Genomic DNA, 25,136 nt, shown 5'->3' with positions numbered 1-25,136 from the left:
CCATCAACATAACCAACACCAACAGCTCAAAGCCGCCAGCGCCAGCCACGCATCCAGCCAACACCAAGAACATCAGCGCTCAAAAACGCAGACTTCTCAAAACAGATACAGTTTTAAATCAACAACCTTCCCGCGACAGCCAAGGCTCCCAAAGGAACCTCACCCACCGCACCCTCTCGGGCTTTCAGGAAGTCCGCCACTCTGGCAGGCCGTGGAAAGTAGTCGCCTCAGCAACCAATGTCAACAACCAATCAGCGTCTCGGTGAGGCGGCTTTTACGGGTACACCCCAGCACTGTCAAACCCTCCCTTCACCGAAAAACGCCGACAGGGCGAAATTTTCGTCTCCGCCCTGTCATATTTCAGCAAAATCAGTGACTTAAAATTATCAGCTATCGGCGCGGATATCGTTCTCGCGGATCACCCGCCCCCATTTCTCGATCTCGGCGTTCAGGAAGGCACCGCATTGGGTCGGGCTGCCGGCCTCGATATCCGCCCCCTGCTCCTCGATCCGGCTTTTCACCACCGGGTCGGACAGCACCTGGCGCATCGCCACGTACATCTGCTCCACCAATGTGGGGGCGACGCCCGCCCGCCCCAACAGCGCCCACCAGGTCGGCGCCTCGAAATTCGTGAAGCCCTGCTGGGCGAAGCTGCGCACCCCCGGCACATGCCGGCTCTCGCCCGCCGTGGTCACGCCCAGCGGCCGCAGCACCCCCGCGCGGATATGCTGGCTGATGATCACCACATTGCTCATGAACAGCGGCACATGCCCCGCCACCGCGTCCTGCACCGCGGGCCCGCCCCCGCGATAGGGCACATGCACCAGCTTGAAGTCCCGCTGCTGCTGCAACAGCGTGGTCGAGACATGGGCGAGCCCCCCCACGCCGGAGCTGGCGTAGTTGATCGTATCCGGGGCCCCCTTCGCCGCCGCGATCACATCCTCGAAGCTGCGATAGGGGGTGCTCTGGTGCGCCACCATCGCCAGCGGCCCCTTGGCCACCAGCGTGACCGGCACGAAGGCCTCCATCGTGCGGAAGGGCAGGCGCATCACCGTCTCATTGGTGGCCTGGGTGTCATAGACCAGCATCCAGGTGCCGCCATCGGGCGCCGCGCGCGATGCCTCGATCGCCCCCGTAGCACCCGAGGCCCCGCCCCGGTTCTCGATCACGATCGCCCGCCCCAGCACCTCGGCCAGCTTGGGGGAGAAGATGCGCGCCACTGTATCGGTGGAACCGCCCGGCGGCCAGGGCACGATCAGGCGGATCGGCCGGTCGGGAAACCCCTGCCCCAGCACGGGCCGCAGCCCCAGCAGGGCCGGGGCCAGCAGGCCGCCGCCCCCCAGAATCAGGGCGCGCCGCCCCGCATGCCGTGCTTTCATGACGTGGTCCTCCAATTCTTTTCCTGCCAGCATCTGGCCCGCCTATCGCGCCTGGCGCAAGAGCCGAAAATCATGTCCCTTTCCCCGCCCAACGCCGCGCTGGCCTTCATGCCGGAGGGCTACACCACCCGCTCGGGCCGCCTCATGGGCCGGCAATCCGCCACCGAGGGCATGCTGCGCGCCCTCATCCGCCATGGCGGGCTGGACGCCTTGCATGCCTACACCCTCGCCCCGGGGCAGGAGGCGGGTTTCGCTGCCATCGCCGGTGAGCTGGGCGCCACCCAGCCCTGCCACGCGATCCCCCCGGGCGGCTTCGGCGCGGTGGCGCGGCTGGGCACGCTGTGCCTGCCGGGGCCCGATCTCGGCGGGCTCGCGGCGCAACGGGCCCTGGCGCGGCAGGATCGCGGCTTCTCCTTGGTGGGGGTCACCCACACCCTGTCCTCCCTGCGCGCCATGCAGGGCATCACCCAGCTGCTCACCGCCCCCCTGCACCCGTGGGACGCAGTGGTCTGCACCTCCCGCGCCGCGCGGGCCATGGTCGCGGCCCTGCTGGAGGCCGAGCAGGCCCGCCTGGCCGAGCGCCTGGGCGCCACCCGCTTCCCCCGCCCTGCCCTGCCCCTCATCCCGCTCGGCATCGAGACCGGGGATTTCCACTTCCCCCCCGCCATGCGCGCCGAATGGCGCGCGCGCATCGGCGCGGCGGAGGAGGATTTCGTGGTGCTCAGCCATGGCCGCGTCTCCTGGCATGCCAAGGCGCATCCCTGGCCCATGCTGGCCGCCCTCGGGCGCCTCGCCGCGCGCCACCCCGGCCGGCGCATCCATGTGCTGGTCGTCGGCTGGACCTCCCACCCCGCGCAGGAAACCGCCCTGGCCGAGCAGGCCCGCGCCCTGTGCCCCACCGTGCGGCTGCACCGCGCCGGCGGCGCCGAGCCCGAGCGCCGCCCCGGCAGCTGGGCCGCCGCCGACGCCTTCATCCTGCTCTCGGACAATATCCAGGAGACCTTCGGCCTGGCGGTGATCGAGGCCATGGCCGCCGGCCTGCCCGTGATCGTCAGCGACTGGGATGGCTTCAAGGACACGGTGCGCGACGGCCAGGACGGCTTCCGCATCCCCACCCTGATGGCGCCTCCGGGCACGGCGGGCGATCTGGCCCTGGCCCATGCCACCGCCGCCGTGGACTATGACCACCATCTCGCCGCCACCACCCAGCTGGTCGCTGTGGATATCGCGGCCGCCGCCCAGGCGCTGGAAACCCTGCTGACCGACCCCGCCCGCGCCCGCGCCATGGGCCAGGCCGCGCGGCTGCGCGCCGGGGCCGAGTATGACTGGTCCGTCCTCATCCCCCGCCACCAAGCGCTGTGGCGCGAGCTCGCCGCGATCCGCCAGGCGGCGGCACCGCCCGCGCGCCTGCCGGCCCCGGCGCCGGAACTGGCCGACCCCACCCAGGCCTTCCAGAGCTGGCCCAGCGCCCACCTGACCGCCACAACCCCGCTGGCCCGGGACCCGGAGGCACCCGCCCTGTTGCTGGATCAGGCCCTCGCCCTGCCCGCCGCGATCCACCCCCGGCCGGACGCCGCCCGGCTGGCACAGCTGGCCCATCTGCTGGCCGCCGTGCCGGAGCATGGCAGCATCACCGCCGGCAAGCTGCGCGAAGCCCTGCCCCCGGCCGAACAGCCCTGGGCGGGGCGCGGTATCCTGTGGCTGCTGAAGACCGGGTATCTGCGGGCGGGCTGAGGGGGGGGGGCGGTGGAAGCGCTTGCCTGCGCGGTACGCGCTGGGTAACGCTTCGCCCATGCGCCGCCTCGCCCTTGTGATCCTGCTGCTGCATGCGATGCCGGCCTGGGCCATGCGGCAATCCGCCATCGAGCTGCCGGGCCCGGCGGGCGTGACCCTGCGGGCGGAGCTGTTCCTGCCCGATACCCCCGCCACCGGCCCCGCGATCCTGGGCATGCATGGCTGCGCCGGGTTCCGCCGGCCGGATGGGCAGGTCAATGCGCTGTACCGGGATTGGGCCCGGCTGCTGACCGAACAGGGCCATGCCGTGCTGCTGCCCGACAGCTTCGCCAGCCGCGGCCAGGGCGAGCAATGCACGATGCGCGAGCGCGCCATCCTGCCTGGCCGCGAGCGCCGCGCCGACGCCATCGCCGCCTCACGCTGGCTGGCCGAGCAGCCCTTCGGCGGCCAGGGCGTGGTCATGATGGGCTGGTCGCATGGCGGCAGCACGGTGATGTGGACCGCCGGCAACCCGGAGGGCGCGCCGATCATCGGCTATGTGGCGCTATACCCCGGCTGCGCGGCGCGCCCAACCGGGTGGGCCTGTGGCGCCCGGCGGCGCCCCTGCTACTGCTGATCGGCGAGGCCGATGACTGGACCCCCGCCTGGCCCTGCGAGCAGCTGGCCCGGCGCTTTCCGGATCGCATCACCTACCAGGGCTATCCCGGCGCCTATCACGGCTTCGACGCGCCCAACTCGCCCGTGCGGGTAAGGACCGGCCTGGCCTATACCGCCACCGGCAACGGGCAGGCGCATCTGGGCACCGATACGGCGGCGCGGGAGGATGCGATGCGGCGGGTGGTGGCTTTCCTGGCGGGGATGCGGCGCTGAGGGGGATTACCCCGCGAAGCGCGCGAATTCCTTCACCAGCGCCACATAGATCTCCCGCTTGAACGGCACCGCCAGCGCCGGCAGTTCGCTCAGCCGGGCCCAGCGCCAGGCGTCGAATTCCGGGTGCGGGTCCAGGTCCAGCCGGATCTCCGCATCCTGGCCCAGGAAGCGCAGGGCGTACCATTTCTGGGTCTGGCCGCGATACTTGCCGCCCAGCGCCTTGCCGATCAGCTGCGCCGGCAGGTCGTAGTGCAGCCATTCCGGGTGTTCGGCCAGGATCTCGGCATTGTCGGTGCCGATTTCCTCCTTCATCTCGCGGAACACGGCGACCTTGGGGTCCTCGCCCTCATCCATGCCGCCCTGGGGCAATTGCCAGCCACCGGCGGCACCTTCGGCGTTGGGGAGGTCCGCGCGGCGGGCGACCAGCACCAGCCCGGCGGGGTTGAACAGCAGGGCGCCCACATTGGGACGATAGGGCAGATCGGACATGCCCGGAGTGTAGCAGCCCCGCGCTATTGCGTCACTTCCGGGCGGCGGATCAGGGAGGATGCGGGAACGATCACCACGCCGCGTTCCTCCAGCCCCTGGGTCCAGGCCTCCACGCGGTCCACCAGCACCGGGGTCGCGTCGCCGATCAGGCCCAGCGCGCTGCCGCGCTCACGCGCCAGGCGTTCCAGCACGCCCAGCTTCAGGTCGATCTCGGTGCGGGTGGCGGGTTCGTCCACCACCACATCCACGGTGCGGCCCCAGGCACGCTCGGGGCCGCGGGCGCCGGGACGAGGGTCGATATACAGCAGGCCGCGGCGGCGCAGCTGCTCCTGCATGGCGCCGAAGGGCTCGCTGAGGGCGGCGAAACGCTCGCCGCGCATGGGCCCCACGGCGCCGACCGCGCCGACATAGCCCTGGAAGCGCGACAGCACCCACAGCAGCCGCTCCTCATTCTGCGCCGGCGGCAGGCGCGTCAGCAGGGCACGGTCGCCCGGGTCGTTCACCGGATAGCCGTTGGGCTCCATGGGCAGGGAGACGAGGAACTCCATCCCGCGCGCCCGGGCGCGGTCCAGCAGCGTGCCGGGGCGGGGGGCATAGGGGCTGATGGCCAGGGTGGCCTGGGGCGGCAGCCGGGCGATGGCCTGCTCGCTGAGAACCGCGTTCATGCCCAGCCCGCCCACGATCAGCGCCACGCGCGGCCGTGTCTCGGAACGCCCCGGGGCCGGGCGGGCATAGAGCCGGATGGAGGTGCGCCCATCCACCGCGATGCGCGGCACGGGGCCATGGGGCCCGGCCTCCAGCAGGGCGGGGTCGGCGCCGGGGATGGTGATGTCGCGCGATGGCGCCGGCGGGGGCGCGGGGGCCTCGGCCACCGGGGCAGGCGCGGGCACCGGTTCGGCGGCGGGTTCCGGGGCGGCGAGCGGGGGCGGCGGGGCCTCCGCCAGACGCGGCTCGGGTGGGCCGAGGAGGGCCAGCATGCCGCCCAGCCCGCCCAGGCCAAGCAGCACCAGCACCCAGAACAGGCCCAGCAGGCGCCAACCGCCCCGGTGCACAGCGCCCGCTACAGCCATGGGCCCGCCGGTGGCGTCAGCGCTGGGCGCGGCGCAGGGTGGTGCCCGGCGGCAGGGCGCGGATCAGCGTCAGCGCCTGCTGCAGCTGGAAATCCGTCTCGGGCTTCGTCGCGTCGAAGGCGGGGGCGCCCTCGGGCGGCTCGGCCTGGATGCGCTCCACCACGCCGCTCGGCAGGTTCAGCGGCGGGATCTGCACGGCATTCGGCGCCACACCGCCTTCGTTGCGCAGGGAACGCCGCAGGTCGGCCTCGCGCTCACGCTGGCGGGCATTGTCGTCGCGGCTGGCGCGCACCTCGATGTCCGGCTCGATGCCGGTGTTCTGGATGCTGCGGCCCGAGGGCGTGTAGTAGCGCGCCGTGGTCAGCCGGATGGCGCCGTTCGGCCCCAGCGGCATCACGGTCTGCACCGAGCCCTTGCCGAAGCTGCGGGTGCCCAGGACGATGGCGCGGCGGTGGTCCTGCAACGCGCCCGCCACGATCTCACTGGCCGAGGCCGAGCCGGAATTCACCAGCACCACGATGGGCACGCCGCCCGTGATATCGCCCGCCCGCGCGTTCCAGCGCTGCGCGTCCTCCGCGCGGCGGGCGCGGGTGGAAACGATCTCCCCCTGCTCCAGCAGGTCGTCGGAGACCTGCACCGCCTGGTCCAGCAGGCCGCCCGGGTTGTTGCGCAGGTCCAGCACGATGCCGCGCAGGTTGGTGCCGCCCTGGCTGCGGATGGTCTGCACCGCGCGGCGCATCGCCGTATCCGTCTGCTCGTTGAAGGAGGAGAGGCGGACATAGCCCACATCGTTCCCCTCCATGCGGAAGCGGACCACCTGCGGGCGGATCACGTCGCGCGTGATGGACAGCTCGATCGGGTTGCGCTCGCCCTCGCGCCGGATGGTCAGGCGGATGGCGGAGCCGCGCTCGCCGCGCATCTGCTCCACCGCCTCCTGCAGGGTCAGGCCCTGGGTGCTGGTGCCGTTCAGGTTGACGATCAGGTCGCCGGGGCGGATGCCCGCGCGCGCGGCCGGCGTGTCGTCGATGGGGGAGATGACCTTGATATAGCCGTTCTCCTGCGTCACCTCGATGCCGAGGCCGCCGAACTCGCCGCGCGTCTGCACCTGCATGTCGCGGAAATTGCGCGGGTTGAGGTAGCCGCTGTGCGGGTCCAGCCCCGTCAGCATGCCGTTGATCGCGTTCTCCACCAGGTCCCGGTCCTGCACGGGTTCGACATATTCGGCGCGCACGCGCTCGAACACGTCGCCGAACAGGTTCAGCAGCCGATAGGTCTCGGCCCGCCCGCCATCCTGCGCCCAGGCCGCCACCAGGGGGCCCACCACGATGCCGGCGGCGAAGGCGCCGGTGACGAGTGCGGTGGTGCTGATCTTGGCCTTGAAGGACATAGAGTGATTCCTCAGTGGAGCCCGGCGGAAAGCGGGGGGAGCCCGAAAGAAGGCGGGAGTGGACAAGGGGGCAGTTTGGCGCGCCGCCACGCCACCGCAACCTCTATAGAGCAAGGATTCCGACCGCGCATCGTCAAGAAATGTCTCAGGCCCGGTCACCAACGGCTTAACAGGGCATCACGCCGTCTCGACCACGGCCTCCAGCCCCAGCGAGATCGCCAATACTTCCAGCCGCCGCAGCACGGATTCGCCGGCGAAGACGCCGCTGTCCTCCTTCAGGCGCAGCACCAGCCGCCGGGCCTCCCGCCGCAGGGCGGTGCCGGCCAGCAGCTCCGTCACGCCGCCGGACAGGGTGAAGGCCAGGCGCAGCGCCGCCCCCAGGGTTTCCGCCTGCCGCAGGGCGGGCGGGGCGAGCAGCGAGCGCGCCTGGGCCAGGAAGGCCGCGGGGGGCTCCACCTCGTACCGCAGCGCCACGGTCATCGCCAGGAAGGCGCGGGCGTGGTGGTCCAGGCCCACGCCATGCTGGCGCAGCACGCGGAAGAAGCTCTGTTCCGCGCGGTATTCCGGGTGGTCGTGGCTGCCGATGTCGCTGATGCGCGCGGCGGCCGAGATCAGCGCCGCGTCCGTCGCGTTGTCCGCCAGTTCCAGCGGGCGCAGCCAGGCTTCCAGCGCGGGGGGGAAATCGGCGTTGCGGCCGAAGGCGTCGGCCAGTTCCTGGGCGGCGGCCAGCAGCGGGTCGGCCGAGCGCATCTCGGGCGACAGCAGCCGGGCGTACCAGCCCTCCCGCAGGCCATTCGCGCTGAACACCGCCCGGGCGGCGCCACTGGCGCGCAGCAGGCGGCGCAGCACCACGGCGGCGAAGGGCAGGTCGTTCAGCCGCTTGCTGGGGGCGGCGGGCATGCGCTCCAGCGCGCGGCGGGGGGCGGCCATCAGCACGCCGGCCAGGTCGCGCGCTTCCTCACGCCGGATGGCGTAATGGTGCACGATCGCCAGCGGATAGGCGGTCTGGGCCATGTGGATGCGGGCCATGGCGCGGAAGGTGCCGCCCACCGGGAACAGGTCGGTGCCCGAGGCCTGCTTCAGCCAGGGCACGGCGGCCAGCTCCTTCTCGACGATGGCACGCGCCTTGGTCACGTCCCCGCCCGCCCGTTCCGCCAGGCGAATGGTGCCGAGCGGCAGTGAGACGGTCTCATGCATCTGGCCATCGACCAGGCGCACCAGCTCCAGCGAGCCGCCGCCGAGATCGGCCAGCAGCCCGTTGGCCGCGGAAAAGCCCAGCAGCAGGCCATCGGCGGAAAGCCGGGCCTCCGCATCGCCCGACAGCACCTGGATGGGCACGCCGGGCATCGCCTGTTCCAGCGCCTTGATGAAATCGGGGCCATTGACGGCATCGCGCACGGCGGCCGTGGCCAGCACCTGCACCGGGTCCGCGCCCATGCCATGCGCCACGGCGTGATAGCGCCGCAGCACCGTCAGCGCCTGGGCCACCGCCGCGTCGTTCAGCCGCCCGGTGGTGGTCAGCCCCCGGCCGAGGCCGAGGACCGCCTTCTCGTTGAAGATGGCCTCCGGATTGCGGGACAGCCCCTCGAACACCACCAGCCGCACGGAATTGGAGCCAAGATCCACCACCCCGAAACGCTGCGGGCGCGCGCCCTGTTGGGAAGCGTGGAAAGCCGGCGAATGGTCCAAGCGGTCTGTTCCTGTGCGGTCAGTCTTGCGTGACACGATCCTGGCGCGGCCGGCGGATGGCGGGCCGCGACGGACGGTTCAAAGCACTCCCGCGCCCGGAAAGCGAGGGGTTCGTCATGAAATACTCATGCGCGGAGATCGGCTCCGCCCCCGCGCGGCGGCGGTGCCAGCTGCCATCGGCGCGCAGGTCCCAGCTCTGGGCGGTGTCCTTCAGGTTTACCACCATGATCTGGTCCAGCACCTGGGCATGCACGGTGGGGTTCTCCACCGGCACCAGGGTCTCCACGCGCCAGTCCATGTTGCGCGCCATCCAGTCCGCCGAGGAGATATAGACCTTGGCCCGGCGGCTGGGCATGCGGTGGCCGTTGCCGAAGGCGCAGATGCGCGAATGTTCCAGGAAGCGGCCGATGATGGACTTCACCCGGATGTTCTCGGACATGCCGGCCACGCCCGGGCGCAGGCAGCAGATGCCGCGCACCACGCATTCCACCTTCACCCCGGCCTGGCTCGCCTTGTACAGCGCGTCGATCAGCGTCTCATCCACCAGGGAGTTCATCTTCAGCCAGATATGGGCGGGCCTGCCGGCGGCGGCGTGCGCGATCTCGGCATCGATCAGCGCCAGCAAGGTGGGGCGGATGGTCAGCGGCGAGAAGGCGAGCTTCTCCATCGCCTCGGGCCGGGCATAGCCGGTCATGTAGTTGAACAGCTTGGCGGCGTCGCGCGTCAGCGCCGGGTCGGCGGTGAAGAAGGACAGGTCGGTGTAGATGCGCGCCGTGATCGGGTGGTAGTTGCCGGTGCCGAAATGGGCATAGGTGCGATAGCCCGTGCCCTCTCGCCGCACCACCAGGCTGACCTTGGCGTGGGTCTTCAGCTCCACGAAGCCATAGACCACCTGCACGCCGGCCGATTCCAGCTCCCGGGCGAGCGCGATGTTGCGTTCCTCGTCGAAGCGGGCCTTGAGCTCCACCATCGCGGTCACGGTCTTGCCGGCCTCGGCGGCCTCGATCAGCGCGCGCGCGATCGAGCTGTCGCGGCTGGTGCGGTACAGCGTCTGCTTGATGGCGACCACCGCCGGGTCCCGCGCGGCCTGGCGCAGGAACTGCACCACCACGTCGAAGGACTCATAGGGGTGGTGCACCACGATGTCCTTGGCGCGGATGGCCGAGAACGCATCCCCGCCGTAATCCAGGATGCGTTCCGGGAAGCGGGGCGTGTAGGGCGTGAACAGCAGGTCCGGCCGGTCGTCCACGATCAGCGCCGTGAAGTCGCTGACGCCCAGCGTGCCGTCCACCACGAAGGTGGAGGCGGGTTCGGCGTCCATCTCCTCGGCGACGAAGGCGATCATGTCGGCCGGCATGCGGCTGTCCACCGCGAGGCGGATGGCACGGCCCCGGCGGCGGCGCTTCAGCGCGGTCTCATAGGAACGGACCAGGTCCTCGGCCTCTTCCTCGAACTCCACATCCGTGTCGCGGATCAGGCGGAACAGCCCCTGTTCGGCCGGGATGAAGCCCGGGAACAGCCGGTGCAGGAACAGCCCCACCACATGTTCCAGCAGCACGAAGCGGCCGCGGTTGGCGCCTTCCTCGGCCGGCAGGCGCACGAAGCGGCCCAGCTGGTGCGGCAGCGGCACCAGGGCGCGCATCATGCCGCCATCCTCCTCCCGCACCAGCTTCAGCGCCATGCACAGCGACAGGTTGGGCAGGAAGGGGAAGGGATGCGCCGGGTCCACCGCCAGCGGCGTCAGCACCGGGAAGATGCGGTCGAGGAAATACTGCTCCAGCCAGGTCAGGTCGGGGGCGGACAGCTCCTCGGCCTCCGCGACATGCAGGCCCGCGCGGCTGAGCAGCACGCGCAGCTCGTGCCAGGTTTCCTGCTGGTCCTCGATCAGGCGCTGGGCGTGAGTGTGGATCGCGGCCAGCTGCTGGACGGCGGTCTTGCCCTCATGGTTCACGGCGGTCACGCCGGCGCGGGCCTGGCCCACCAGCCCCGCCACGCGCACCGAATAGAACTCATCCAGGTTGGAGCCCGAGATGGCCAGGAAGCGCAGGCGCTCCAGCAGCGGGTGGCGCGGGTTGGCCGCTTCCTCCAACACGCGGGTGTTGAAATCGAGCCAGGAGATCTCCCGGTTGATGAAACGGGAGGGCTGGGTGGCCTCGGAGGATTTGGGCGTCGGTGCTTCCGGCATGGGGGCAGCTTATACAGGGCCCGGCGAATGTGACACTGGCACCTTCAGCGGTGCCACAGAACTATCATGTGTCCAGTTCGCGCAGCGCCTCCATCACGGTGGCCCGGTTCAGCCGACCGCTGGCCAGTGCCGCCTCGTCCAGCCGGGCCACGGCGGAGCGCAGGCTGGCGGTGTCGCGCGGCAGGTGCAGCAGCAGCAATTGCTGCAGGGCGGGGGCCAGGTTCAGCTGCCGGTCCGCCAGATGCTTGGCCAGCATGGCCGCCAGCAGCGTGTCCGAGGGTGCCTCCAGCCCCACGGCGGTGGTGGCGCGCAGGCGGCTCATCAGGTCCGGCAGGGTGAAGGGCCAGCGGGAGGGGGGCGCCTGCCCGGTCAGCAGCAGGGGCAGCCGGGCCTCGCGCGCCGCGTTCAGCGCGTGGAACAGGGCGGCGGGTTCGGGGCAGAGGTCCGCGTCCTCCAGCACCCAGCCGCGCGCGGGCAGGTGCGGCAGGCCGCGCAGCGCCGCCCCCTGGTCCAGCCGCCAGCCATGCCGGGCGGCGGTGACATGGGCCAGATGCGTCTTGCCGGACCCGGCCGGGCCGAACAGCACCAGCCGGTGGTCGGGCCAGCTTTCGGGGGCGGCCAGGAATTCCCGCGCGGCGACATTGGCCGCGTCGGGGATGAAATCGGCCTCCGCGAAGGAGGGCGAGAGGTCCAGCGGCAGGGCGAGCTGGCGCGGCATGCGGCGAACCTCCAGGCGTCCGATCGCAGGATAGGTCCGATGGGAAGCTCCCGCTACCGGGAGCCGCCCATCAGATCATGGCCATGCCGCCATTCACATGCAGGGTCGCACCCGTCACCCAGGCCGCCTCGTCGGAGGACAGGTAGGCGACGGCGGCGGCCACATCCTTGGCCTCGCCCATCTTGCCGAGCGGGATGCGGCCCAGCAGCGCGGCCTTCTGCGCCTCGGACAGCTTGTCGGTCATGGGCGTGGCGATGAAGCCCGGGGCCACGATGTTCACGGTCACGCCGCGCGGGGCCACTTCCTGGGCCAGCGCCTTGCTCATGCCGATCAGCCCGGCCTTGGCGGCGGCGTAGTTGGCCTGGCCGGCATTGCCGGTCACGCCCACGATGCTGGCGATGGAGACGATGCGCCCGCTGCGGCGCTTCATCATGCCGCGCAGGGCGGCGCGCGCCAGGCGGAAGGGGGCGTTCAGGTCCACCTCCAGCACCGCGTTCCAGGCCTCGTCATCCATGCGCAGGGCCAGCATGTCCTTGGTGAAGCCGGCATTGTTCACCAGGATGTCCAGCTTGCCCTCGGTCGCCTCGATGCCCTCGACCAGGGCGGCGGGGGCGGCGGGGTCCGCCAGGTCGGCCACGGCCACGCGGGTGCGGCCGCCCAGCTGCGCGGCCACGGCCTGCAGTTCGGCTTCCCGCCGGCCGGTCAGCACCACATGGGCGCCCTGGGCGTGCAGCGCCCCGGCGATGGCGATGCCGATGCCGGAGGAAGCGCCGGTGACCAGCGCGATCTTGCCTTCGAGGTTGAACATCAGCCCTCTCCCAATCTCTTCACATACCAATGGCGGGCATGGCCGGGAGGATGATCCTCGATCGTGCCGATGCGGGTGAAACCCAGGCGCTCATAGAATCCCGGCGCCTGGAAGGAAAATGTATCGAGCCGGATGCCGAGCAGCCCGCGCGCGCGGGCCTCGGCCTCCACGGCCTGCATGATGCGGCGGCCCTCGCCGCGCCCCCGGAAGGATTGGGGGATATGGAACAGCTCGACATACATCCAGCCATACCAGGAGGCACCGATGGCGCCCCCCACGGCATGCCCGGCCTCGTCCCGCAACAGCACGGCCAGGGGGCGCTTGCCCGCCGGGCCGCCCATGACCGCGTCGTTGAACGCGACCAGCCCGTCCAGCACGGCCTTGGTATCGGCGGCCGACGGCGTTTCGGTGATGTCGAGCGTCGCGCTCACAGGCTGCCGAGGAAGGCTTCGATATCGGCGGGGGTGCCGACGGCCTGGGCCTGGGCCTCGGGCGCGTTGCGCTTCATCAGGCCGGTCAGCACGCGGCCGGCGCCGGCCTCGACGAAGCGGGTGCAGCCCATGGCGACCATGGCGGCCACGCATTCGCGCCAGCGCACCGTGCCGGTCACCTGCTTCACCAGCAGATCCTTGATGATGGCCGGGTCGGTCGCCTTGGCGGCCGTCACATTGGCCACCAGCGGCGGGTTGGGGGCGGCCATGGCCACGCGGTCCAGCGCCTCGGCCATCGCATCCGCCGCCGGGCCCATCAGGCTGCAATGGAAGGGGGCGGAGACCGGCAGGATCATGGCGCGCTTGACGCCCTTGGCCTTCGCCACCTCCACCGCGCGCTCCACTGCCGCCTTGTGGCCGGAGATCACGGCCTGGCCGCCGCCATTGTCATTGGCCAGCTCCACCACCTCGCGCTTGCCCTCGGGCGTCTCGGCCGATTCGGCGCAGATCTCGCGGGCCAGATCGGCCTCGGCGCCCAGCAGGGCGGCCATGGCGCCGATGCCGGCCGGGGTGGCCTTCTGCATCGCCTCGCCGCGCAGGCGCAGCAGCTTCGCGGCGGTGGCCACGTCCAGCGCGCCCGCGGCCGTCAGCGCGGAGTATTCGCCCAGCGAATGCCCGGCCACCAGCGCCACGCGGTCCGCCAGGCGGAAGCCGCCCTCGCGTTCCAGCACGCGCACCACGGCCAGGGAGACCGCCATCAGCGCGGGCTGGGCATTGGCCGTCAGGGTCAGTTCCTCGGCCGGCCCGTCGAACATCAGGCGGGAGAGATGCTGGCCCAGCGCCTCATCCACTTCCTGGAACGTCTCGCGCGCGATGGGGAAGGCATCAGCGAGGTCACGGCCCATGCCCGGGGCCTGGCTGCCCTGGCCGGGAAACACGAATGCAAGCGACATGACACACCTTGTTCTGGCGAATTCCGCTGCGGCTTTGAGGCGGAAGACGATGGAAGTCAACGCATTGACCGGGCGAGCACCGGGGCGGCTCCGCCTCCCCAGACCCCTCCGCCGGGGACACGCGTGTCCCCGGACCCCAGCCAGACGCCGCGCTGCGGCGTCCTTGGTGTTTATATTATTGAATTGTCTGGGAAATCGGCACGAACCCAAAACTGCCAAAAAGTAATGGGGGGTTCCCGGGGGGAAAGTCATTTCCCCCCGGGGGGGGAGTGTGAGGGCAACGCCCTCACCCCTCCGGCCTGTCCAGATCCAGCATCGCCAGCGACCGCACCAGCCACACCGCCCGTTCGAAGCTGGCGGTCGCGCGGTGCAGCGCCTCGGGCGGGATGCAGGGCGGCGCCTGGCTGCGCATCTGCCGCATCAGCGGGCCGCGATCCTCCGTCAGGCGCAGCAGCATGGTGTGGTCTTCCTCGCCCTGCGCTTCGTGCGTCTGGTCCAGCAGCAGGTGCAGGGCTTCCAGCAGATGCGCCAGCGGGGCGGCGGCATCGGCTTCCTGCACGGCCTCGGCCAGTTCGGTCACGGCCAGGCGCAGGTCCCGCAGCAGGCGCAGCCGGGCCTGCAGGCGCACGGCCTCGGTCAGCGTTTCGCCGTGGGGTGAGGCTTCGAGCAGCTGGGTCATGAACTCCGCCACGCTGGCTTCCAGCTTCGCGCCGGTTTCCGACAGCGGCAGGGCGGGCAGCGGCGGCTTGGCCGCGTCCTCCCGCAGGCCGTTCAGCAATTCGGGCAGGCGCTCGGTCAGGCGGGACTGTTCGCGCGCGGCCAGCATCAGGGCGCTGTCCGGGTCCTCCACGGCGCGGTCGTATATATAGAGAGGGCGCGACAGCGCCTCGGCGCGGCTTTCCGGGGCGCGGGCGGCCAGCAGGCGCAGCAGCACCCCGTGCAGCGGCTGCATCAGCAGGGCCGTCACGGCCTGGATGGCGGCGAACAGCAGGCCCATGCGGGTGTCGGCATGTTCGGCCAGCCGTTCCAGCGCGGCCAGCACCAGCGGCACATGGGCATAGGTCTCGACCAGGTGCAGGGCCAGGAACAGCAGCGCCCCCGCCGCCTTGAAGATGGTCTGGTACAGGACCAGTTGGCGCGGCGTGCCCCGCAGCCCGCCCGACAGCGCCAGCACCGCGAGGCCGGAGCCCAGCGTGGCGCCATAGACCAGCACCACCGCCTGATGAAAACTGAGCAACCCCGCATCCATCAGCGTGATGCCGAGGATGGAGACGGTGGAGCTGGACTGCGCCACCAGCGTGACGATGGTGCCGATCAGCAGCGGCGGCAGCATGGCGTCGCCGGCGAAGGCCAGGATCTCCGCCACCAGAGGCATGCCGCGCAGGGGGGCGGCGGCGCCCTTCAGCAGCGCGAGGCCCAGGAACATCATGGCCAGGCCGATGCCCGCCCCCTGCGCCGGCCTCCAGCGCCCGCCGCCATCCAGGTTGAAATACTGCGCCGAGCCCAGCACCCCCAGCATCCACAGCGCGGCCAGGCGCAGATCCACCGTGGCCAGCAGCACCAGGGCGGCGGTGCCCAGATTGGCCCAGGCCAGCACCGGCAGGGCCCGCCGCACCGTGATCAGCCCGCCCGCCTGCATGTTGGCCGCGATGAAGGTGACAGCGTTGGAGGATTGCGTCAGCGCCCCCAGCGCCACCCCGGCCAGGGCGCCGGAGACGGGGTTGCCCGTCAGCCGCGCCACCGCCCGGCGCATGCGCGGGCCCGCCATGGCCTGCATGTTGTGGCCCACGGCGCGGATACCGATGAAGAACAGCCCAAGCCCGCCGAGCAAGCCCGCCAGCATCTCCATCATCAGCGCCGCAGCAGGGGAACGAGCAGCCCCAGCACGGCCAGGATGCCGATCGCCGCGCTGACATACAGCGTGTTCCGCAGATCGAGGTAGGAGCGGATGGCGGCCTCGGCCGCCTCGTCATTGGCGGCGCGGTACTGGGCCTCCAGCCGGTGGGCCAGCTGTTCCAGCGCCTGTTGCAGGGCGCGGTCCACGCCGCGCACCTGGGCGTCGGTGGCGCGCGCGCCCTCCATCGCCGACAGGTCCGCGCCGGCCAACGCCGCGTCATAGGCCGCGTTGACCGCGGTGTGGTTGGCCAGCAGCACCCCGCCATCGGGGCCGGCGCGGCGCAGGGCCTCGGTCACGCGGCCCGATTCGGCGCGGAAGGCTGTTTCGTGCCGGGTGCGCAGGGCCGGGTCATGGCCGCGCAGCAGCATGTTCTTCCATTCCTGCACCTGCACCTTGAAGGCGACCTCGGCATCGCGCGCGCCGTCCAGCACATCGGTCAGGCCGGTCAGGGTCAGGCGGGCCTGGCTGTGCTCGCGGTCAGCGCGCCACAGGGCGAACAGCCCGGTGCCGGCCTGGGCCAGCAGCACTAGCATGATCAGGCCCGCCAGCAGCAGCGAGCGGTTGGGGGAAGGTTTCACCATGGCGTCTGCATCCGGGAGGCCCGGCCCGGACGCAAGCCGGGCCGGGGCGTGTCATCAGATCTTCACGTTTCCAGGCCCCGGCCGGGCTTCCAGACCGGGTCGGGCGGCGTCCAGAGCGCGGGGTTGTCCACGCCGCGCGCCATGGCGGTGGCGCAGGCCTCCAGCAGGGCCTCGCCCTTCTCCGCCGTGGCGGCGCGGGCATCGCCGCGCACGCCCGTGGGTGCGGCGCGTTCCCAGAAGGAATAGAAGCGCGAATAGCCGGCCGGGGCGGGCGGCGCGTTGTTGGGCGCGGGGATGCGGTCCTGCCGCACCTGGCTGGCGTCGAGCGCCAGCCACACGCTCGTCTCGCCCTCGCAGGCGTGCATCACCTGGGGCTGGGTGGTCAGGGTGGCCGCGATCTCGGCGGGGGCGGCCTGGGGCCAGCTGGTGGCCACCACCGGCATGGCGAATTCATGCGCGCATTCGCGCACCGACACCGCCAGCGGCTCGATATTGCCGCCATGGCCGTTGATGATCAGCAGCCGCCGGAAGCCCAGCGCCTTCAGGCTGCGCACCACGGAGCGGATGATGGCGTTGAAGGTGGCGTAGTCGCTGCTGATGGTGCCGCCGAAGGGCAGGTGATGCTCGGACAGGCCGAGCCAGATGGGCGGCAGCACCACGCATTTCGTGCTGGCCTTGGCCGCCGTGCGCAGCGCCATGTTGTGGGCGATGAAGCTGTCGGTCCAGACCGGCAGGTGCGGCCCATGCTGTTCCAGGCTGCCCACCGGCAGGATCGGCAGCACGTCCTCTCCGGCAAGTGATTTGAGTTCCGGCCCCGTCAGGGTTTCCCATCGCATCGTGATGTCCTTTCAGTCTTTCGCAAGTTTCATGGACGACATTGGCGCTCCCCTGTCCACGAGAAGCGTGGGCTCAGGCGTGGGCCGCCACGGTCGCCGTGGCGCGCAGCGCCCCCAAACAGGGAAAGCCTAGATGGCGATCGACCCATGGCAAAGGCTGCCGGCCTCCGGGCAGCTCTGGCTGCGCGCCGAGATGCCCGGCCAGAACCTCGCCACCCTGCATGCCGTGGCCCGTTCCCGCCTGGCCGCCCTGCGCGCGCGGGCGCTGGGGCGGGACCCGGTGCATGAGGATCTGAAGGCCGCGCTGGAACGCCACGACGAACCCGCCCGCGAATGGGCCCAGCGCCAGGCCCTGCTGCGCGCCGGAGAGGCCGAGCTGGCCGATATCGAGGCCGGGCTGGAACGCGCCGGCGCCGACGGCACGCTGGACACCCTGGCCTGGACCGGCCGCGCCCAGGGGCAGCTGCGGCTGGAAGGCCAGGCGCTGTCGCAATGGCGGGCCATGGCGCTGCGCCGCCGCGCCCAGCTGGAACCCATCCTGCGCGAGCTGGCCGCCGAGCACGAAACCCTGCGCCAGGAGGTGGAGGCCGCCCGCGCCGCCCGCATCCGCGCCCTGGCCCGCAAGCTGACGGAGCAGCAGGGCTATGCCTGGCCCGTCCGGCCCGACCCCTCGCAGGACCGCTGCCCGCCCTGCATCCGCGCCGCGATGCTGGAGGCCCAGGCCGGCACCAGCCGCCAACTGGTGCTGACCTGGCGCCTCGATGAGGCGAGCGGGATGGAATGGCTGCGCTGGCAATCCCTGGATGGCATGCGGCGGGAAGATGGCTCGGTGGCGGGGCGGGCGGCGGTGACGGCCGCGTTGCAGCCGGTGGCCCTGGCGGCCTGACCTACTCCGCCCGGATATTGGCCCGGCGGATGGTGTCGCCCCAGGCCTCGCGGTCTCGCTGCATACGGGTGGCGAATTCCTCCGGGCCCTCCACGATCGGCGTCAGCCCATTGTCCAGCAGGCGCTGGCGCAGGGCGGGGTTCTGCAAGCCGAGGCGCACCGCCTCCGCCCATTGGCGGATGGCGGCGGGCGCCATGCCGGCGGGGCCGCACAGGCCGAACCAGCCCGCCACCTCCAGCCCCGGAATGGTGTCCGCGATGCGCGGCGCGTTCTGGAATTGCGGCACGCCCACCGGGTCCGCGAGCGCCAGCAGGCGCAGCTCGCCAGCCTGGATCTGGCCCATCACGTCGCCCAGATTGGTGATCATGAAGTCCGCGCGCCCCGCGATCAGGTCCAGCACGCCCGGTGCCGCGCCGCGATAGGGCACATGCGTCATGGAGATATTGGCCATCACCTCCATCCGCGCGCCCGAGAGCTGCTGCGCCGTGCCCACCCCGGCACTGGCATAGGTGACGGCCCCCGGCCGGGCGCGCGCCGCGTTCACCACATCCGCCACGGTCTGATAGGGGGAGCGCGCACCCGTCACCATGCCGTAGGAGGAGAGCGCCACATTGGCCACCGGGATCAGCGCCGTGCGCGGATCGACCGACATCACCGCCCCCGGCAGCTCCGGGTTGATGGTCAACGTGCCCATCGGGCACTGGAAGACCATGGAGCCATCCTTGGGCCCGCGCGCCACCATCTCCAGCGCCAGCATGCCGGAGGCACCGGTGCGGGTTTCCACCACCGGGCGGAAGCCCAGATGCGGGGCCACCGCCTCGGCCGCCACACGCGCCACGAGGTCGGCCGTGCCGCCCGGCGCGAAGCCCGAGACGATTCGCGCCGAGCGGTCCTGCGCCATGGCCGGGGATAAGGAGAGAGCGGCCGCCAGGGCCGCCGCGCCGAACAAGGCACGGGTGAGAAGCATGGGCGTTTCCTTCATGCGGCTGTTGCACCGCTTGCGCACAGCTTCCGAAGCGCGGCCGCCCGCGTCAACCGGGCTTTTCGCCCTCGATGGTGAAGGGGCCGGCCAGGCGGAAGGGCTCGGCCAGCAGGGCCAGGCGCTGGAACTGGTCCACCGGCAGCATCACGAAGGCATCCCGGCCATGGCGCGTCAGCACCACCGGCCCCTGCAGGCAGGCATCAACCAGCTTGGGCTGGCTCGCCTCGATCACGGCGATGTCGGCGCGGGGGAAATTCTCCAGCCCCTCCCCCGGGTCTCCGGGGCGGGTGGGGCGCAGGGGATCGTCGGGATGGGCCATCAGTCGAGCGAGGCGGAAGGGCCGCGCGGGCGGGCCACCTGGTTCCAGGCGGTGCGGATCGTCTCGGACACCGCCACCGGGTCGGGCACGCCCTTCAGCACGTGCTGTTCCTCGCTGCGGCCTTCCATGGATTTGATGACCACGTCACCGATGCCGAACAGGCGGTGCCACAGGCTCTGCTTCACCACCACGTCGCGGATGCGGAACACCTCCACATCGTCGCGCACGCGCGTCCAGAAGCCCGATTCGATGATGATGCGCTCATTGGTGATGCGGATGCGCTGGCGGCCCAGAAAAGGCAGGCCCAACAACAGGATGGCCAGCAGGATGCCGCCCACGCCATAGGAGCGTTTGCTTTCCCGCGTTTCCAGGACCAGTTCTTCGCTCATGCCGCGTAACCTTCAAGCCAGGGTTGGAAGACGCCACGGATTGGCGCTGCTCGCAATGGTGCTGTGCGCGGGGCCGGCCCAGGCGCAAGCCCAAGGGCTGGACAGGCGCCGCAGCGCGGCCGCGCTGGAGGCCGCCCGGCGCTTCCTGTGCCCGAATGGCGGCAGCCCGCGCCGGGGCGGCCGCTGCGCGCCCCCGGCCGCGGGGGGCATGGGCGACGACCCGGAGGTGATCGGCTGGGACCGGGGCATCGCGCCGCCCAGCCGGGCCCAGAGGCCCTGCCCGGACGGGACCAGGCCCGATGGAACGGCGCAGGCGGGGGTGACCCGCTGCGTGCCGGGGTAGAGGCCTAAGGCAGCACCGCCGTCGCCTCGATCTCCACCTTGGCTTCCGGCTCCACCAGCGCCACCACCTGCACCAGCGCCATCGCGGGGAAGTGCTTGCCCATCACCGCGCGATAGGCCGGGCCGAGTTCCGCCAGCGAGGCCCGGTATTCCGCCATATCCGTCACGTACCAGGTCAGCCGCGCGATATGTTCCGCGCCGCCGCCCGCGGCCTGCACCACGGCCAGGATATTGGCCAGCGCCTGGCGGCATTGGGCCACGAAGCCCTGGGCGAATTGGCCCTCCGCGTTCCAGCCGATCTGGCCGCCGACGCACAGGATACGCCCCTGCCCCAGCATACCGTTGGAATAGCCGCGCGGCACCGGCCAGCCGGGGGGGAGGATGTCTTTCAGCATGGACGCTTCCTAGCTTTTTGGTTGGCGCAGCACAAAGCGTTGCAGCTTGCCGCTTTCGGTGCGCGGCAGGCTTTCGGCGAAATGCACCAGGCGCGGGTATTTGTAGGGGGCGATGGAGGCCTTCACATGGTCCTGCAGGGTCTTCGCCGTCTCGGGGGCGGGGTCATGGCCCGGGTGCAGCACCACATGGGCCGTCACCAGCATGCCGCGCTCGGGGTCCGGCGTGCCCACCACCGCGCATTCGCGCACGGCCGGGTGGGCCAGCAGGGCCGACTCCACCTCCGGCCCCGCGATGTTGTAGCCGGAGGAGATGATCATGTCGTCGCTGCGCGCCTGGTAGTGGAAGTAGCCGTCCTCATCCTGGATGTAGGTGTCCCCGGTCAGGTTCCAGCCATACTGGACATAGGCCTTCTGCCGCTCGTCGCAGAGGTATCGGCAGCCCGTCGGCCCCTGCACCGCCAGGCGCCCAGGGGTGCCGCGCGGCACTTCGTTCCCCTCGGCGTCGATCACCTTGGCGCGGAAGCCCGGCACCGGGATGCCGGTGGCGCCGGGGCGGATCTGGCCCTCGGGTGCCGCGATGAAGATGTGCAGCATCTCCGTCCCCCCGATGCCGTCCATCAGCTCCAGCCCGGTCGCGGCCTTCCAGGCCTCGAAGATCGGCACCGGCAGGGTCTCCCCGGCCGAGACGCATTTGCGCAGGGTGGCGAATTGTTCCTTCGTGCCGTGCGCGGCCATCACCCGATAGGCGGTGGGCGCGGTGAAGGTGATGGTCGCGCCATATTTCGCGATGGCGGGCAGCAGGTCGTCGGGTGAGGCGCGTTCCAGCAGCACCCCTGTGGCGCCGACGCGGAAGGGAAACAGCACCAGCCCGCCCAGCCCGAAGGTGAAGGCCAGCGGCGGGGAGCCGATGAAGATGTCGTCCGGTTGCGGCTTCAGCACCTGCTGGCAATAGGCATCGCAGATCGCCATCATGTCGCGGTGGAAGTGCATGGTGGCCTTGGGCACGCCGGTGGTGCCGCTGGTGAAGCCCAGCAGGCACACGTCGTCGGCGGCGGTGTCCACGGCCTCGAATTCCGGGCTGGCCAGGGCGCACATCGCCTCCAGTTCGCCCTCTCCCCAGAAGGCAAGCTGCCGGGGGGCGGGGGTGGCCTTCAGCAACTCCGTCTTCAGCCGGGCATCGGCGAGCGCGTGGGTGATCTCCGCCTTGTCCAGCATCTGGGAGATTTCCTTGGCCCGCAGCAGCGGCATGCTGGCCACCACCACGCCGCCCGCCTTCAGCACCGCGAAATAGGCGGCGACCATCCAGGCATTGTTGGCGCTCAGCAGCAGCACCCGGTTGCCGGGGACCATGCCCATCTGCTGGGTCAGCACATTGGCGATGCGGTTCACCCGCTCGGCCAGTTGGGCGTAGGTCAGCGTTTCGGCGGGGGTGACGATGGCGGGGTGGCCGGCGCGGGCGGGCAGGTTGCGGTCCAGCAGCTCCGTCGCGCAGTTGAGGCGGAGCGGGTAGCGCAGCTCCGGCAGATCGAAATGCAGTTCCGGCCATTGGTCGCGCGGCGGCAGGTTGTCGCGCGCGAAACTGTCGAGATGGGCGCTGGGGGCGAACTCGGCAGTCTGGCCGGAATAGCTCATCTGGATGCCTCCGCTCTGGCGATGACGATGCGTTGGATCTCGGACGCGCCCTCATAGACGCGCAGCGCGCGCACCTCACGCGTCAGCACCTCGGGGGCCGCGTCGCGCACCACACCGAGGCCCCCATGCAGCTGGGCGCAGCGGTCGGCGATGCGGAAGGCGGCCTCGGTGGCGTGCAGCTTGGCCATGCTGGCCTCGCGGCTGACGCGGGGCGTGCCCTGGTCCTTCAGCCAGGCGGCGCGATAGACCAGCAGGGCGGAGGCATCGACCTCCACCGCGCTGTCCGCGATCGCGGCCTGGGTCATCTGCTGGTCGAACAGCGGCGCGCCGAACAAGTGGCGGCCGCGGGCCCGTTCCACAGTCAGGTCCAGGCCCCGGCGCGCGAAGCCGAGGGCGGCGGCGCCGACGGTGGCGCGGAACACATCGAGCGTGGCCATCGCCACCTTGAAGCCTTCGCCCGGCGCGCCGATGCGGTGGCTGTCGGGGATGCGCACCTCGTCGAAAGCCAGCCGCGCCAGCGGGTGCGGGGCCGCGACCTCGATGCGTTCCACCACCCGCACCAGTTCGGCGGGCACCCAGAAGGCGGTCAGGCCCTTCGCGCCCGGCGCCTCGCCGCTGCGGGCGAACACCACATAGCCGCCGGCGATGCCGCCATTGCTGATCCAGGTCTTCTCGCCGTTCAGCACCCAATCGGCGCCATCGCGCGTGGCGGTGGTGGCGAGGGCCGCGACATCGCTGCCCGCCTCGGGCTCCGACAGGGCGAAGGCGGCCAGGGCGCGGCCGGCGCGCACGTCCTCCAGGAAATCGCGCGCAGGCTCGCAGCCGAACAGGGTGATGGCGCCCGTGCCCAGCCCCTGCATGGCGAAGGCGAAATCCGCCAGCCCCGAATGCCGCGCCAATATATCCCGCGCCAGGCACAGCATGCGCACATCCAGCCCGCCATCCGCCGGGCAGGCGGCGCGCAGCAGCCCGGCCTGGCCCATCGCGGCCGCGAGCGCCCGGGTGGAGCCATCGGCGTCATGCTCATCGGTCAGCCGCGCGGCGTGGGCGGCGGCCCAGGCCTCGACCTCGGCCGCCCAGGCGCGGTGGCGGGCCCCGAAGAACGGCCAGTCGAGGAAGCCGGTGTCAGTCATGCTCGAACACTGGCCGGCGCTTGTTGGCGAAGGCCTCATAGGCGCGGCGGAAATCATTGGTGGTCATGCACAGGGCCTGGGCCACGGCCTCGGATTCGATGGCCTGTTCCACGCCCATCGCCCATTCCAGCCCCAGCATGCGTTTGGTCATGCCATTGGCGAAGCCGGGGCCGGCCGTGATCTCCGCGGCCCAGGCGGCGGCGGCCCCGGCCAGCCCGGCGCTGTCCGCCAGCTTGTTGAAGAAGCCCCAGCTCAGCCCTTCCTCGCCCGTCATGGACCGGCCGAGATAGAGCAGCTCGCTCGCCCGCCCCTGGCCGATGATGCGCGGCAGGATGGCGCAGGCGCCCATGTCGCAGCCCGCCAGCCCCACCCGGTTGAACAGGAAGGCCACCTTGGCCTGGGGCGTGCCGATCCGCAGGTCGGACGCCATGGCGATGATCGCCCCGGCGCCGGCACAGACGCCATCCACCGCCGCGATGATCGGCTGCGGGCAGGCGCGCATGGCCTTCACCAGCTCACCGGTCAGGGCCGTGAATTGCATCAGCCCCTTGGTATCGCGTTCCAGCAACGGGCCGATGATCTCATGCACATCCCCGCCCGAGCAGAAATTCCCCCCCGCCCCGGTGATGACGAAGGCCCGGATCTCCGGCGCGTGCACCGCCGCGCGGAACATCCGGCCCAGCTCGGCATAGCTTTCGAAGGTCAGCGGGTTCTTGCGCTCGGGGCGGTTCAGGGTGATGCGGGCCACCGGGCCGTCCAGCTCGAACAGCACATGTTCGGCCTTGTATTCCAACAGGTTCACAGCGCTTCCTCCGCTTCCAGCGCCGTTTGCAGCGCCGATTTGGCGCGGCCGAGCAGCCGGTGCAGCGCCTCGCGCTCCTCCGGTGCCAGCCCCGCGAACATCTCCTTGATCCAGCTGCCATGGGCGGCCGACTGCGTGTCGAACACGGCCTGGCCCTCGGTGGTCAGGGTCAGGCGCACGGCGCGGCGGTCCTGCGGGTCCACACGGCGGGCGACCAGCCCCTCGGATTCCAGCCGGGTCGCCAGGCCCGTGACATTGCCGTTGGTCACCATCATCCGCGCCGAGACCTCGCCCAGTGTCAGCCCGTCCGGCGCGCGGTCCAGCGCCGCCAGCAGATCGAAGCGCGGCAGGGTGGTGTTGAACTGTGTGCGCAGGCGGCGGCGGATCTCGGCTTCGATCGTGGTGGTCGTGGTCAGCAGGCGCAGCCACAGGCGAAGCTCGGCCTTCATCCCACCTCTCCGCCGGCGACGGGGAAGGCCACGCCATGCACGGCGCCGGCCGCCTCGCTGGCCAGGAAGGCGACGGCGGCCGCCACCTCCCCGGGCTGCACCAGCCGCCCCTGCGGGTTGGGGCGGGCGAGTTCGGCCCGGGCCTCAGCCTCCGTCCGGCCGGTGCGGGCCATGATGCGGGCGATGCTCTCGGCCAGGATCGGGGTTTCGGTGAAGCCGGGGCAGACGGCGTTCACGGTCACGCCCTTCGCCGCCACCTCCTGCGCCAGGGAGCGCACCAGCCCCAGCAGCGCGTGCTTCGAGGCTGTGTAGGCCGTGGTGTAGGCATAGCCCTTCAGCGCGGCGGTGGAGGCCACATGGATCACCCGCCCCCAGCCCTGGGCCAGCATGCGCGGCAGCACCGCCTGCGTCACCAGCGCCGCCCCCAGCACATTGGTCGTGAAGGCGCGCTGGAACATGGCGGCGTCGGTCTTCATAAAGGCCGCGCTTTCCGCGATGCCCGCCGCGTTCACCAGGATGTCGCAGCCCGGCAGGGCGGGGGGCGCCGCCACATCGCCCAGCAGCCACTCATCCGCCGCACCCGCCGCCACCGCTTCGGCCAGCGGGGCCTCGCGCCTTCCCATCACCACCACGCGGTGCCCGGCCGCCTTCAGCGCGTGGGCGCAGGCCAGGCCGATCCCCGTCCCGCCGCCCGTCACGAATACCGTCCGCTGCATCAACATACTTGAAGCCTAAAACAATTCTCGTCATGCTCACAAGCAGGCAATTCATCGGAGCATG

28 protein-coding genes are annotated in these 25,136 nt (G+C 71.2%); 6 read left to right on the top strand and 22 right to left on the bottom strand.

The window, feature by feature from the left end; genetic code table 11:
• A partial coding sequence (locus GT007_RS22530) for a hypothetical protein (RefSeq protein ID WP_236571706.1) occupies positions 1-266 on the top strand: 266 nt, incomplete at its 5' end.
• Between the two features lie 120 nt (positions 267-386).
• On the opposite strand, the gene GT007_RS16590 is transcribed toward GT007_RS22530, so the two are convergent.
• Positions 387-1,379, bottom strand: a complete 993-nt coding sequence (locus GT007_RS16590; RefSeq protein ID WP_160122770.1) for a tripartite tricarboxylate transporter substrate-binding protein — start codon at positions 1,377-1,379, stop codon at positions 387-389.
• A 72-nt stretch (positions 1,380-1,451) separates the two neighbouring features.
• On the opposite strand from GT007_RS16590, the gene GT007_RS16585 reads away from it, so the two are divergent.
• From GT007_RS16585 to GT007_RS16575, 3 genes are read left to right on the top strand one after another with little or no spacing between them, the layout of a single operon-like run.
• Positions 1,452-3,113 (top strand): glycosyltransferase family 4 protein, encoded by a 1,662-nt coding sequence (locus GT007_RS16585; RefSeq protein WP_160122769.1) that lies wholly within the window; start codon positions 1,452-1,454, stop codon positions 3,111-3,113.
• Between the two features lie 58 nt (positions 3,114-3,171).
• Positions 3,172-3,729 (top strand): dienelactone hydrolase family protein, encoded by a 558-nt coding sequence (locus tag GT007_RS16580; RefSeq protein WP_160122768.1) that lies wholly within the window; start codon positions 3,172-3,174, stop codon positions 3,727-3,729.
• Positions 3,690-3,983 carry a dienelactone hydrolase family protein gene (locus GT007_RS16575; RefSeq protein ID WP_160122767.1) on the top strand — a complete coding sequence of 98 codons (294 nt, stop codon included), beginning with the start codon at positions 3,690-3,692 and terminating at the stop codon, positions 3,981-3,983. The genes GT007_RS16580 and GT007_RS16575 overlap by 40 nt, the downstream gene beginning before the upstream one ends.
• A gap of 6 nt (positions 3,984-3,989) precedes the next feature.
• On the opposite strand, the gene GT007_RS16570 is transcribed toward GT007_RS16575, so the two are convergent.
• The 12 genes from GT007_RS16570 to GT007_RS16515 form a co-directional block, all read right to left on the bottom strand.
• Positions 3,990-4,472 carry an RNA pyrophosphohydrolase gene (locus tag GT007_RS16570; RefSeq protein ID WP_160122766.1) on the bottom strand — a complete coding sequence of 161 codons (483 nt, stop codon included), beginning with the start codon at positions 4,470-4,472 and terminating at the stop codon, positions 3,990-3,992.
• A 23-nt stretch (positions 4,473-4,495) separates the two neighbouring features.
• Positions 4,496-5,542, bottom strand: a complete 1,047-nt coding sequence (locus GT007_RS16565) for a divergent polysaccharide deacetylase family protein (RefSeq protein ID WP_160122765.1) — start codon at positions 5,540-5,542, stop codon at positions 4,496-4,498.
• A gap of 16 nt (positions 5,543-5,558) precedes the next feature.
• Positions 5,559-6,929, bottom strand: a complete 1,371-nt coding sequence (locus GT007_RS16560; RefSeq protein WP_160122764.1) for a S41 family peptidase — start codon at positions 6,927-6,929, stop codon at positions 5,559-5,561.
• A 177-nt stretch (positions 6,930-7,106) separates the two neighbouring features.
• A complete protein-coding gene (locus tag GT007_RS16555) occupies positions 7,107-8,618 on the bottom strand; it encodes a Ppx/GppA family phosphatase (protein WP_236571705.1) in 1,512 nt (503 codons plus the stop codon).
• 19 nt (positions 8,619-8,637) lie between these two features.
• The gene (locus GT007_RS16550; protein WP_160122763.1) at positions 8,638-10,803 is read right to left on the bottom strand and encodes an RNA degradosome polyphosphate kinase; all 2,166 of its coding nucleotides are present in this window, start codon (positions 10,801-10,803) and stop codon (positions 8,638-8,640) included.
• Between the two features lie 64 nt (positions 10,804-10,867).
• Positions 10,868-11,521, bottom strand: a complete 654-nt coding sequence (locus GT007_RS16545; RefSeq protein ID WP_160122762.1) for a P-loop NTPase family protein — start codon at positions 11,519-11,521, stop codon at positions 10,868-10,870.
• 70 nt (positions 11,522-11,591) lie between these two features.
• Positions 11,592-12,329 (bottom strand): 3-oxoacyl-[acyl-carrier-protein] reductase, encoded by a 738-nt coding sequence (gene fabG, locus GT007_RS16540; protein WP_160122761.1) that lies wholly within the window; start codon positions 12,327-12,329, stop codon positions 11,592-11,594.
• Entirely contained in the window at positions 12,329-12,760 is a 432-nt protein-coding gene (locus tag GT007_RS16535) for a GNAT family N-acetyltransferase (protein WP_201451956.1), read from the bottom strand. The genes fabG and GT007_RS16535 overlap by 1 nt, the downstream gene beginning before the upstream one ends.
• Positions 12,757-13,713 carry an ACP S-malonyltransferase gene (gene fabD / locus GT007_RS16530; protein WP_160122760.1) on the bottom strand — a complete coding sequence of 319 codons (957 nt, stop codon included), beginning with the start codon at positions 13,711-13,713 and terminating at the stop codon, positions 12,757-12,759. The genes GT007_RS16535 and fabD overlap by 4 nt, the downstream gene beginning before the upstream one ends.
• Before the next feature lie 286 nt (positions 13,714-13,999).
• Positions 14,000-15,565: a Na/Pi symporter gene (locus tag GT007_RS16525; protein WP_160122759.1), complete on the bottom strand. Its 1,566-nt coding sequence runs from the start codon at positions 15,563-15,565 to the stop codon at positions 14,000-14,002.
• Positions 15,565-16,191, bottom strand: coding sequence for a hypothetical protein (locus GT007_RS16520; RefSeq protein ID WP_160122758.1), 627 nt, complete (start codon positions 16,189-16,191; stop codon positions 15,565-15,567). Before GT007_RS16520 ends, GT007_RS16525 begins: the two co-directional genes overlap by 1 nt.
• Positions 16,192-16,253: 62 nt before the next feature.
• Positions 16,254-17,027: a creatininase family protein gene (locus tag GT007_RS16515; RefSeq protein WP_160122757.1), complete on the bottom strand. Its 774-nt coding sequence runs from the start codon at positions 17,025-17,027 to the stop codon at positions 16,254-16,256.
• A 133-nt stretch (positions 17,028-17,160) separates the two neighbouring features.
• Between GT007_RS16515 and GT007_RS16510 the strand changes: the two genes are divergently transcribed.
• Positions 17,161-17,913 carry a hypothetical protein gene (locus GT007_RS16510; protein WP_160122756.1) on the top strand — a complete coding sequence of 251 codons (753 nt, stop codon included), beginning with the start codon at positions 17,161-17,163 and terminating at the stop codon, positions 17,911-17,913.
• A gap of 1 nt (position 17,914) precedes the next feature.
• On the opposite strand, the gene GT007_RS16505 is transcribed toward GT007_RS16510, so the two are convergent.
• The 3 genes from GT007_RS16505 to GT007_RS16495 form a co-directional block, all read right to left on the bottom strand.
• Complete coding sequence (locus tag GT007_RS16505) at positions 17,915-18,880, bottom strand: Bug family tripartite tricarboxylate transporter substrate binding protein (RefSeq protein WP_160122755.1); 966 nt, start codon at positions 18,878-18,880, stop codon at positions 17,915-17,917.
• Between the two features lie 64 nt (positions 18,881-18,944).
• Positions 18,945-19,214, bottom strand: coding sequence for a type II toxin-antitoxin system Phd/YefM family antitoxin (locus tag GT007_RS16500; RefSeq protein ID WP_160122754.1), 270 nt, complete (start codon positions 19,212-19,214; stop codon positions 18,945-18,947).
• Complete coding sequence (locus GT007_RS16495) at positions 19,214-19,603, bottom strand: PH domain-containing protein (protein WP_160122753.1); 390 nt, start codon at positions 19,601-19,603, stop codon at positions 19,214-19,216. The genes GT007_RS16500 and GT007_RS16495 overlap by 1 nt, the downstream gene beginning before the upstream one ends.
• Positions 19,604-19,643: 40 nt before the next feature.
• Here GT007_RS16495 and GT007_RS16490 point away from each other — a divergent pair, with 40 nt between their 5' ends.
• Positions 19,644-19,946 (top strand): hypothetical protein, encoded by a 303-nt coding sequence (locus GT007_RS16490; RefSeq protein WP_160122752.1) that lies wholly within the window; start codon positions 19,644-19,646, stop codon positions 19,944-19,946.
• A 4-nt stretch (positions 19,947-19,950) separates the two neighbouring features.
• Here GT007_RS16490 and GT007_RS16485 read toward each other — a convergent pair whose 3' ends face one another.
• The 6 genes from GT007_RS16485 to GT007_RS16460 are packed head-to-tail and all read right to left on the bottom strand — an operon-like array spanning position 19,951 to position 25,072.
• Positions 19,951-20,340 (bottom strand): RidA family protein, encoded by a 390-nt coding sequence (locus tag GT007_RS16485; protein ID WP_160122751.1) that lies wholly within the window; start codon positions 20,338-20,340, stop codon positions 19,951-19,953.
• 9 nt (positions 20,341-20,349) lie between these two features.
• Positions 20,350-21,972: an AMP-binding protein gene (locus GT007_RS16480; protein WP_160122750.1), complete on the bottom strand. Its 1,623-nt coding sequence runs from the start codon at positions 21,970-21,972 to the stop codon at positions 20,350-20,352.
• On the bottom strand, positions 21,969-23,105 hold the full coding sequence (locus tag GT007_RS16475; protein WP_160122749.1) for an acyl-CoA dehydrogenase family protein: 1,137 nt from the start codon (positions 23,103-23,105) through the stop codon (positions 21,969-21,971). The genes GT007_RS16480 and GT007_RS16475 overlap by 4 nt, the downstream gene beginning before the upstream one ends.
• Complete coding sequence (locus tag GT007_RS16470) at positions 23,098-23,907, bottom strand: enoyl-CoA hydratase family protein (protein ID WP_160122748.1); 810 nt, start codon at positions 23,905-23,907, stop codon at positions 23,098-23,100. The genes GT007_RS16475 and GT007_RS16470 overlap by 8 nt, the downstream gene beginning before the upstream one ends.
• The gene (locus tag GT007_RS16465; RefSeq protein WP_160122747.1) at positions 23,904-24,356 is read right to left on the bottom strand and encodes a MarR family winged helix-turn-helix transcriptional regulator; all 453 of its coding nucleotides are present in this window, start codon (positions 24,354-24,356) and stop codon (positions 23,904-23,906) included. Before GT007_RS16465 ends, GT007_RS16470 begins: the two co-directional genes overlap by 4 nt.
• The gene (locus GT007_RS16460; RefSeq protein ID WP_160122746.1) at positions 24,353-25,072 is read right to left on the bottom strand and encodes an SDR family NAD(P)-dependent oxidoreductase; all 720 of its coding nucleotides are present in this window, start codon (positions 25,070-25,072) and stop codon (positions 24,353-24,355) included. The genes GT007_RS16465 and GT007_RS16460 overlap by 4 nt, the downstream gene beginning before the upstream one ends.
• Between the last annotated feature and the right edge of the window lie 64 nt (positions 25,073-25,136).

This window comes from Rhodovarius lipocyclicus, assembly GCF_009900765.1.
Lineage (GTDB): Bacteria > Pseudomonadota > Alphaproteobacteria > Acetobacterales > Acetobacteraceae > Rhodovarius > Rhodovarius lipocyclicus.
This window is presented reverse-complemented; position numbering and strand designations above follow the sequence as displayed.